This window comes from Rhodomicrobium udaipurense JA643, from assembly GCF_000636015.1.
Lineage (GTDB): Bacteria > Pseudomonadota > Alphaproteobacteria > Rhizobiales > Rhodomicrobiaceae > Rhodomicrobium > Rhodomicrobium udaipurense.
In genome coordinates, this window is the sequence record NZ_JFZJ01000119.1 from 1 (window position 1) to 9,720 (window position 9,720).

8 protein-coding genes are annotated in these 9,720 nt (G+C 61.9%); 3 read left to right on the forward strand and 5 right to left on the reverse strand.

The features are described from left to right. A partial coding sequence (locus T281_RS19165) for a DUF6714 family protein (protein ID WP_037240447.1) occupies positions 1–497 on the forward strand: 497 nt, incomplete at its 5' end. A 44-nt stretch (positions 498–541) separates the two neighbouring features. On the opposite strand, the gene T281_RS13980 is transcribed toward T281_RS19165, so the two are convergent. From T281_RS13980 to T281_RS13995, 4 genes are all read right to left on the reverse strand, one after another. Continuing rightward, positions 542–1,417 carry a 50S ribosomal protein L11 methyltransferase gene (locus T281_RS13980; protein ID WP_037240449.1) on the reverse strand — a complete coding sequence of 292 codons (876 nt, stop codon included), beginning with the start codon at positions 1,415–1,417 and terminating at the stop codon, positions 542–544. Positions 1,418–1,510: 93 nt separating this feature from the next. Then, positions 1,511–2,866, reverse strand: a complete 1,356-nt coding sequence (locus T281_RS13985; protein ID WP_037240452.1) for a TMEM143 family protein — start codon at positions 2,864–2,866, stop codon at positions 1,511–1,513. Between the two features lie 79 nt (positions 2,867–2,945). Further along, the gene (locus tag T281_RS17915; protein WP_052037509.1) at positions 2,946–3,548 is read right to left on the reverse strand and encodes a hypothetical protein; all 603 of its coding nucleotides are present in this window, start codon (positions 3,546–3,548) and stop codon (positions 2,946–2,948) included. Positions 3,549–3,627: 79 nt separating this feature from the next. Beyond that, positions 3,628–4,650, reverse strand: coding sequence for a YadA-like family protein (locus T281_RS13995; RefSeq protein WP_037240455.1), 1,023 nt, complete (start codon positions 4,648–4,650; stop codon positions 3,628–3,630). A 303-nt stretch (positions 4,651–4,953) separates the two neighbouring features. On the opposite strand from T281_RS13995, the gene T281_RS14000 reads away from it, so the two are divergent. Next, on the forward strand, positions 4,954–7,290 hold the full coding sequence (locus T281_RS14000) for a Tex family protein (protein ID WP_037240457.1): 2,337 nt from the start codon (positions 4,954–4,956) through the stop codon (positions 7,288–7,290). 86 nt (positions 7,291–7,376) lie between these two features. On the opposite strand, the gene T281_RS14005 is transcribed toward T281_RS14000, so the two are convergent. Further along, entirely contained in the window at positions 7,377–8,831 is a 1,455-nt protein-coding gene (locus tag T281_RS14005) for an ATP-binding protein (protein ID WP_037240460.1), read from the reverse strand. Between the two features lie 345 nt (positions 8,832–9,176). Here T281_RS14005 and T281_RS14010 point away from each other — a divergent pair. After that, positions 9,177–9,720, forward strand: a 544-nt coding sequence (locus T281_RS14010; protein ID WP_037240463.1) for a YcjX family protein, incomplete at its 3' end; no start/stop codon positions are given.

The following is a 9,720-nucleotide window of genomic DNA, read 5'->3' on the forward strand; positions in this document are numbered from 1 at the left end:
GCCAGGAAACCAGAAAAATCCTCAAGGGGAAGCACTGGCGTGACGTGCCGTTCGAGGACCTCGGCGGCTGGTTGCGCGATATCACCCCCCTTTTGAGCCCGGCAGGTTTCCACTTTTATCTGCCGGCCTTCATGACATTAACCGTTGTAGATTACCGTCGAGCCGACATCATCCCAGACGCAATCTTCCTCTTGCTCACACCGAGAGAATTGACCGACTACGACGAAAAACAAAGAAAATTTGAAGAGTTTGCGGAAACGCATCCCGAGGCCGCGAAGTTCACTGCGGAGGAATGGCGTCAAATCAACGAACCGATGAGGGACATGTGCCGAACGGGCACCGCTCAACGGCGATTTGACGCCCGCGTCTCGCGCTTCACGCAGGAACAGGCCAAGGTCATCCGGCAGTTTATCGAATATTTACGCGACACGTACGCCGACGATTACACCGATGACGCCCCGCAGAAGGCGCTCGACCGATACTGGAATCGCTTTTAATCAGCCATTGCGCTCGCACTCGAACATGCCGTCCGCGCGCACCGCTACCCCACCCGCCGCAGCGTAAGCGTCGCCCAGCCTTCGAGGTCGCGGCGGCGCACGAGCACGAAGCCCGTGGCGCAGTAGCGGGCCACGATTTCGCGCGCTTGCCCGGAAAGCAAGCCGGACAGGATCACCGTGCCGCCGATGCGGGTGAGTTCGCGGATGCGCGGCGCGAGCTTCAACAGCGGCTTCGCGAGAATGTTCGCGACGATCACGTCGAACGGCGCCAGCGCATAGGCGTCGCGCGGCATGTAGCCGTCGCCGGTGAACAGCGCGATGTCCGCGCCCGCGCGGTTGAGGCGGACGTTCTCGCGCGCGACCTCCACGGCGATGGGATCGACGTCCACCGCCACGATGTGCGGGCCGTGCCCCAGCGCCTTCGCCGCGCCGATGGCGAGCACGCCCGAGCCGGTGCCGAGGTCGAGCACGCGATCCACGCCGATGGGCGAAAGTCGCTCCAGCGCGAGCAGACAGCCCTTCGTTGTGCCGTGATGCGCGGTCCCGAAGGCGCGGCCCGCGTCGATCTCAATGGCCCATTGCGAGGCGACGCGCGCGCGGTCGTGGCTGCCGTGCACGATGAAGCGGCCCGCGTGGACCGGCGGCAGCGCGCGCTGCGTCTCGCTCACCCAGTCCGCATCGGGGATGGCCTCGACCGCCGACGCAGCTGGCGCGATGCCCGCTTCCGCCAGCGCTGCCGTTGCGACATCGCAGAGCGCGCCGTCGTCATAGATTTCGACCGACCAGCGCTTCCCGTCCGCATTTTCGAGCGCGACGACCGGCGCTTCCTCGAAGGCGGGCAGTTCGCCAAGGATCTCGCTCGCGGCAACGGCCTCGTTTTCGGACGCAAAGTTCAACACTGTCTTGTGGGTCAATCGCATGGGAAACCTGTTTCGGGTGATTGGCAGCCGCGCCTTTCAGGAACGGGGAGCACCATTCGCCGAAGCTTTCAAGCGTCTCCGCGTTCCGCTAGCCTAAGCCGCCGTTGGCACCGCGCGCCAGAGGGTTTCCAGATGCCCCCGCGCGTCCTCCAGATCGCGGATGCGGGGCGCGCCCGCGTCGTCGGCGACCAGCAGGCCGAGCTTGCGCAAATGGCGGCAGCCGTCCGCGATGTCGAAGTCGCAATCGATGAAAAATTCGGTCTTCAGGAACCTGTCCGCCTCGATCTTCGTGGCCTCAAGGCCGAGATGGCCGTAGCGCAGTAGAAGGGCGTAGGTCAACACGGCCTCCTTGATATCCTCTTCCTCGGCGTCATCGTTCAGCGCGGCGAGCACACTCTGATTGCTGGCGATGTTGTGGAAATAAAGGCTCTGCGCGAGCTTCGCCATGTAGCGCGTGCGCGTGTTCAGGAAGCTCGTGAAGCTGCGGATGATCGCGCCGACCGCGCCCGCGATTGTGAAAACGACGAAGAAGACGCTGATCGCGACGGCGGCAAGGAACTTCAGCGCGGCCATGACGATGGCGAAGATCGTGCTGCCGCCGGAGCCGATCCAGAGCCATAGCTTGTCGAACAGGTTGAATTTGATCTTCGCGTTCGGAAACAGGATCTCTATGTCGCTTTTCGGGATGCGGCGGAAGATCTTGAGATGCAGCGTTTCTTCGGACACACCTTCCAGCATCTTCTGGTTCCGGATCTTCTTGACGCGCTTTTCAGCTTTCTCGCGCGAGATTTTCTCGATGCGCATGATTTCGGCGATGCGCGTTTCCACCGGCTTCAGCTTGAGGCCGATGAACAGACGTCGATAGGCTTCCACTTCGACCGGACGCTCGATAAGCCAGGCGGTCTTCCACGACGTGGTATTGACAGGAATTTTCACATCGCCACGATAGAAGAGAAGATGAAAGTCGAACTCTTTCAGGTCGACTTCGGCGGCGAACCCCTGGTGATACTCCGCGCCGAGGATCTTCTCCAGCTCGTCCTGGCCGATCTGAATGTAATTTGCCGCAGTGGCAGTATCGACGATTCTCTTTTTTAGCTTCGGCAATAGCTCTTTACGGCGATCAGGGCCAAGCTGGTCCACGTTCACGGTTTCATCGTCGGGATTGAATGGGTCGTAGAGCCCGACCAAGGCATCGAGTGATCGCGCCGACTCCACTTGCCGCAGCGCGCAAATATAATGAAAGACGTCACCCGCGAGCACGCGCTGGCCAGTGTCGAAAAGCTTCTCGAGCACGCGCTCAATTATATCGCGGCGATCCGCCGAGATAAACTTTTCGGAAACGACAGACGGGATGGTCTGCCCGGGGACGGTGTCGATCCCTGTTTCGGTCTCGATCTGAACGGGAGGAGCCTCAGACGCCATGCGATCCGCCTCCAGTTGCCCGTCCATCCGCTGCCCTCCGGTTGTAACCATTCGTTTACCCTTTTTCGCGGCCGTCAGCAATACAACCCCGGAAATCGGCGAGCGATCAATTGGCTGGACGCGGCGGAGTGGCTTTTGCGGCGGGCGGTGCGGGCTTGGCGGGTTCGCTTGCTTTCGAGGGCGACGATTCCGGGTTCGCGACAACGGCGGCTGGCGGAGCAACGGCATCCACCATGATCCCTTCGATGCGCCATACGTTGCCGACCTTGAGGAACAGGAGATCGTATTGAATCTGAAGCGGTTTGGTCGGGAAATCGCCGACGAGGCGAAGCTGGTTCTGCGGCGTCAGCTCCGGCTGCCTGACGAGGTTCGGGGTAAGCACAAGCGCCGGGTTGAGACTGACCCCGCGGTTCCGCAGGTTGGTGAAAATCGCCGTAAGCTGGGCCTGATCGAAGCGCTCGCGGAACACCGGCGAGCCCAGGTCGCGAAGCACGGAGTAGTTGCCCGTCTGGTTCGCGTGCTGCAACGCCATAATCGTCGATTTGATGAGGATGACAATTTCGAGCGTGTCTATCGTCATCTTGGCCTGCCCCGCCTGCGCGGGCGTTTTTTGGGGTGCCGGAGGTGCCTTGGACTGCGCCGCAGCGGTGGCGACGAAGACTGTCAGGCATGCAACGTTCAGGCAGAAACGAAACAGGCTAACTCGCATGACATCCCCCTACGGAAATGAAAAAGGTTGCCGCAACGCGCGGCAACCTTAAACGGCTTTCGATGTTCGAAATCAACCTTTACCAGGTGAACTGCAGACCAGCGCGACCGGCAACGTTGTCACGCTCGGTGCTGAAGCCAACGCCACCCGTGGCGGCGATGCGTTCGCCAGCGCCGAAAAGGTTCTTACCAAGAACGCCCTGAAGGCCGATGCCAATCGCATTCGAACCATCATACGTGCCGAAGTTGACCGACACGCCGAACTTCTCGCCCGCGACAAGGTCTGGCGTCTGGATCGCCAGCGCGATAGCGACGCCGTCACGCACGTCCTTGATACGGTCGTTCAGGAGCGCGTCGTTGAAGTCGACATAGGCTTTGTTGGTGGCGTCACCCGCTGCGATGGGCCCCCCGAGATTCGTGATGCGGTTACCGTTGTAGTCCGAGTTGCCACCAAAGCTTGATGCGCCGGAAACGGCGAGGGTGTCGGTCGTGGTGCCGCCGGTGATGGTCGCGCCGCCGCTGAGCGTTGCGAGGCCAGTTGACGTGATGCCACCCGTTCCCGCCGTAACGGTCTGACCGGAGACGGTGCCGGTCGTGGTCGAAATATTGCCGCTCGTGGTTGAGATATCGCCGCTCACGGTCGAGATCGATGCAATGCCGGTGGCTGCAACACCCGCCCCGGTAATGGCAACGCTACCGGTTGTGGTGATTGGGTTGATGCCGTCGTTAACCTGGGTTGTGGCTTCGAAGCCGCTCCCACTCACCGTCGCCGTATTAGTGGTTGTGCTCGTCACGGGGTTGGCGACGCCGCCAACATACGTGGTCGTTATAGCCGTCTGCGTAGCCTTAGCCTCCGATCCGTCTACCGCGACAGACGTAGTTGTTAAGGTCTCAGTTCCGTCCGCAGGAGAGGCAGAAACCGGTGCCGCTCCGTTGAAGGTCAGGCCGGTCGCGCCGCCGGTAAGGTTTCCACTAGCGTCGGTAATAAGCGGTCCGGGCGTCACGCCGTCCACCGTGACTGTCTGCGCGAACGCCGAACCGCTGGAAAGTGCTATGATGCTCACGCCGCCGAGAAGCGCCGCAAAGGCCTTGTTTGCATGCATTAGAAAGTTCCCCTTTTTTGCGCCCTGGAAGGCGAGTATGTGCAACGCGAAGGACGCAATACAAACTTAACCATGCCTTGGGTTGCATATGTGCCTGCCGATCTCAACCTTAACGTGCGACAATGCCGCGTAACCGCACGGTTGTGCTGCAATCTCGCAACACTTTCGGTTGAGTTGGGGCTAGGGAGGATCTGCGGCTTATCGATCTCGTCATTTGAACCATAGGTGCGGCGTTCTGTATGATCGGGCGATTCGCGCCGGCCCGTTCCCGCGCCGGCCCACATCAGCGGAGCAGCGAGACACATGAAGTCCATCGAACAGCGGATTGCGGAAGAACTTGGCGTGCGCGATGCGCAGGTGCAGGCGGCGGTCGATCTCCTCGACGGCGGCTCGACGGTGCCGTTCATCGCGCGCTACCGCAAGGAAGCGACCGGCATGCTCGACGATGCGCAACTCCGCACGCTGGAGGAGCGGCTGCGCTATCTGCGCGAGATGGAAGACCGTCGCAAGGCGATCCTCGACAGCGTCCGCGAGCAGGGCAAGCTCGACGACGCGCTTGAGGCGCGGATCATGGCGGCGGATTCGAAGGCGCGGCTCGAAGACATCTATCTGCCCTTCAAGCAGAAGCGTCGCACCAAGGCGCAGATCGCGAAGGAGGCCGGGCTTGAGCCGCTGGCGGACGCGCTGCTGACCGATCCGACGAAGCTGCCGGACGCGATCGCGGCAACGTTCATCAACGCCGAGAAGGGCGTGGCGGACGCGCAAGCGGCGCTCGATGGCGCGCGCGCGATCCTCGTGGAGCGCTTCGCCGAGGACGCGGACCTGATCGGCGGCTTGCGCGAAGAGATGTGGGGGCGCGGGCGGCTCGCGGCCAAGGCGAAGGACGACAAGAAGGACGCGCCCGAGGCCGCCAAATTCGCGGACTATTTCGACAAGGCCGAGTCGTTCGCCAAGATGCCGTCGCATCGCATCCTCGCGATGTTCCGCGGCGAGAAGGAAGGCTTCCTCGACCTGAATTTCGAGCCGGAAGACCCGGCGCAGGCCGCGCCCTCGGGGCCGTCGCTGTATGAGGCGCGCATCGCGCGGCGCTTCAACATCGCCGACAAGGGCCGCGCCGCCGACAAATGGCTGAACGACACGGTTCGCTGGGCGTGGCGCACGCGCATTCAGGGGCACCTTTCCGTGGACCTCCGCATGCGGCTCTGGCAGGCGGCGGAAGAGGAGGCGGTGAAGGTGTTCGCGGGAAATCTGCGCGACCTGCTGCTCGCCGCGCCCGCCGGAACGCGCGCAACGATGGGCCTCGATCCGGGGTTCCGCACCGGCGTGAAAGTAGCGGTTGTGGACTCGACCGGCAAGGTCGCGGCGACGGCCACGATCTATCCGCACGAGCCGAAGCGGCAGTGGACGGAGTCGCTCGCGATCCTCGGCCGCCTCTGCAAGCAGCACAATGTCGACCTCATCGCCATCGGCAACGGCACCGCCTCGCGCGAGACGGACAAGCTCGCGGGCGAACTCGTGGCGCTCGCGCCGGAGCTAAAGCTGACGAAGGTCATGGTGTCGGAGGCGGGCGCGTCCGTTTACTCCGCCAGCGCCTATGCCAGCGCCGAGCTGCCTGACCTCGACGTGTCGATTCGCGGTGCGGTGTCCATCGCGCGGCGCCTGCAAGACCCGCTCGCCGAGCTCGTGAAGATCGACCCGAAGTCCATCGGCGTCGGCCAGTATCAGCACGACCTCTCGGAAACGAAGCTGTCGCGCTCGCTCGATGCGGTGGTGGAAGACTGCGTGAACGGCGTGGGCGTGGACCTTAACACGGCGTCGGTGCCGCTGCTTGCGCGCGTGTCGGGCATCAGCGAGACGCTCGCGAAGAACATCGTCGCCTATCGCGATCAGAAGGGCGCGTTCAGGCGGCGCGCCGAGCTTCAGGAGGTGCCGCGCCTTGGGCCGAAGGCATTCGAGCAGGCGGCGGGCTTCCTGCGCATCCCGAACGGCGACGACCCGCTCGACGCGTCGTCGGTGCACCCGGAAGCCTATCCCGTTGTGCGCAAGATCGTGTCGGCGGCGAAGGTGGACATCAAGACGCTCATCGGCAACGCGCCTGTGCTGCGCGGCCTTCAGCCCAAGCAGTTCGCCGACGAGAAATTCGGCCTGCCGACCGTGACCGACATCCTGCGCGAGCTTGAGAAGCCCGGCCGCGACCCGCGCCCGGCCTTCAAGACCGCGACCTTCCAGGAGGGCGTTGAGAAGATCTCAGACCTGAAGCCCGGCATGGTGCTCGAAGGCGTGGTGACGAACGTGGCCGCGTTCGGCGCGTTCATCGACATCGGCGTGCATCAGGACGGCCTCGCGCATGTCTCCGCGCTGTCGAAGACCTTCGTGAAAGACCCGCGCGACGTGGTGAAGCCGGGCGATGTCGTGCGCGTGAAGGTGCTGGAGGTGGACGCGCCGAGGAAGCGCATTTCGCTGACGCTGCGCCTCGACGATCCGATTGGCGCGGAGAGCGAGCGTCCGCAGGGCGGCGGGCAGCGCGCCCCCACGCCGAAGAAGATGAGCGCCGCGCCGAAGAGCGGCGCGCGGCCCGAGGCAGGCGGCGGCGCGTTCGCGGACGCGTTCCGCAAGGCCGGGCTCAACGGGCGGAAGTGATGGAGCGGGGGCGGGCGGAGCGATCCGCCCTGCTTCACGAATGCGGCACTACCGCAAGTTCCCGGCTTTCCTAGAACGCTCGCCCACTAGCCAGCCCAATATGGAACGTAACGGGCATTCCGTCTGCCTTGGTGCGGATCGGCTGGGACGATCCTGCCAGCTTTCAGCGCCTCGGATATGACTACCGAAACCGCTTGGTATTCCTCCGGAGCCAGCGAGAACCGTTCGCGTAGCGTCGCGTTGCTCATGTAGTCATGTTGCAGCCACCGGATCACGCAGTGATGAAAACAGGCACGCTGCTTGTCCTGCTTAGACATTTTGGAGAAGGGCCGGGGGCTGAACAGCACAACCCGCATCGAATCTTTGGAGGAATTAAACTCCGGCGCGGGCAGTTTGGCCCTCTCTATCGCAATCAGCGCTTTGTCAAGGCCGCCGCCGCGTTCCTCGCAGAGACCGAGATCCCTCATCGTCGAAGCAAGCTTTTCGTTTCGTGATCTGCGCTCGTCGATCATACGGTCCGGCACAATCAGCGAATTGCCGGGATTCGTAACCTCGAGGCGATCAGCGTAAATCTCGACAACGGGGCCGCCGCCGGTTAGCGTGAAATCCTGATGGATGAGGGCATTGGCCAGCACCTCGCGCACCGCTGTTTCAGGGTAGTGCGGCACCATCCGCCGCACACCACTAACATATTCTTCTTCCTTGGGAATCCTTTCCATTATGAAGCGCATCATCCCTGCAAATCCGACCGCATAACCCCGCCGGCCTTCCTGCTCGAATTCCGCTTTCTCCTTGGTGCGCCCGGCATATTTGATGATCCGAACCGACTTGTTAAGCACTGAAGGAAAGGCGTTAATATCCTTGGTGAACAGGATGGCGCCGAGATTGGTTATATCCCTGCCGCCTTGAAGATTGTCGTTAATAACGCCGAGCACCTGCATCTTACGGAGAATTTCCAACGGATTGGATGGCCGCGGTTCCCCCGAGAGGGTGTAGAGCACCTCGGCATCCAGTTTCTCGAAAATCTGATCCTCTGTCTGATTGGTAAGTGCGACTGCGTGTTCAAATTTCCGCCGCCCAGTCGCAAGCCACAGAGCGCGTTCGTGCTCGGGAAAATCGGCGAGCTTCTTCTTGTTCTCTCCGACACGGATGTATTCGGTGCCGCTGAACCGTACCGGTCGCTGGTAAGAAGGCTCGATAACGATGATCGCAAAATCCTGCCCATCACAGGAGAAATCCAAACATTCGATCATCAGCCGGGGCTCTATCAGGTGAGTAAGCCAATTTTCGAAATTTTCTGCACCGTTTTTCAGCTTTTTGAGCCTGACGGTGGTCCCGACCTTTTTGCGGCTGCCATCTTCTACGCCGAATACCAAAAACGCACGATCCTTGTCGGCTAGCATGGCGGCATTGGCAAGAGCCGAAATATATTCACCAATCTCCTTCGTATTGCTCTGATTGTGTTTGAACTCCAACCATTCCGACTCGGTCGGTTCCCGCAAAAGACGGTCAAGGAGGGCGCAGGGGTTTGAGATAGCCATTCGAATTCCCTTTTTATCCCCTTTATATCAGAATCAGGGCTTCATCCCACTGCAAAATGATCTTTTTTCAGTTTTTTTCATTGCATTTCAATATGTTAGAAAGAGCAGAAGGGAGGTGCATTTTATCAAACGTTGCCCCCCGGTGCATGCCCCTGCTATAGCCAGCTCATTCTAAAGTAGCCGTTCGGATCCAGCCTGTTGCCGGCTTGAACCAACACTTGTGACGGCTATTGGCCTAACCCACTCACCTCCCACACCCCCGAGCGAAACGCCGCAAGCGCCGTTATTCCCCTCCGCCGCGTCTCCTGTTAAAACAGCCGCTTCATCTCCCGGAATGCGAGAGGAATGGCCTTGCTGGAACGCTGGTCGAGTTCAGCGCTGGAAACGTTGGCGCGCGCGCAGGACACCGCCGCCCAGATGTTCGCGCCGTCCGTGCGGCTCGGCGTGACCGGGCTGTCGCGCTCCGGCAAGACGGTGTTCATCACCTCGCTCGTGCATAATCTCATGGCGGGCAATGCGCTGCCGTTCTTCGAGCCGCTGGCGCAGAAGCGCATCCTGCGCACCTATCTCGAACCGCAGCCGGACGACGCCGTGCCGCGCTTCGACTACGAGGGCAACCTCGCCAAGCTCACAGCCGCCGAACCGGAATGGCCGGAGGGCACGCGCCAGATCAGCGAGCTTCGCCTCACCTTCGAGTATGCGCCCGGCGCGATGATGCGGCGCGCGCTCGGCGCAACGCGGCTGATGCATCTCGACATCGTGGATTATCCAGGCGAATGGCTGCTCGACCTGCCGCTGCTCGACCTCACCTTTGAGGAGTGGTCGCGGCAATCCATCGCCATGGCGCGCGAGCCGAGCCGCGAACCGGCGGCGAAGGAGTGGCTCGCGT

Bases quoted from the DNA above. Each gene is read 5' to 3' on its own strand.
- T281_RS14005 (WP_037240460.1), bottom strand. From the start codon at position 8,831: ATGGCTATCTCAAACCCCTGCGCCCTCCTTGACCGTCTTTTGCGGGAA.
- T281_RS17915 (WP_052037509.1), bottom strand. From the start codon at position 3,548: ATGCGAGTTAGCCTGTTTCGTTTCTGCCTGAACGTTGCATGCCTGACA.
- T281_RS13980 (WP_037240449.1), bottom strand. From the start codon at position 1,417: ATGCGATTGACCCACAAGACAGTGTTGAACTTTGCGTCCGAAAACGAG.
- T281_RS13995 (WP_037240455.1), bottom strand. From the start codon at position 4,650: ATGCATGCAAACAAGGCCTTTGCGGCGCTTCTCGGCGGCGTGAGCATC.
- T281_RS13985 (WP_037240452.1), bottom strand. From the start codon at position 2,866: ATGGACGGGCAACTGGAGGCGGATCGCATGGCGTCTGAGGCTCCTCCC.
- T281_RS14000 (WP_037240457.1), top strand. From the start codon at position 4,954: ATGAAGTCCATCGAACAGCGGATTGCGGAAGAACTTGGCGTGCGCGAT.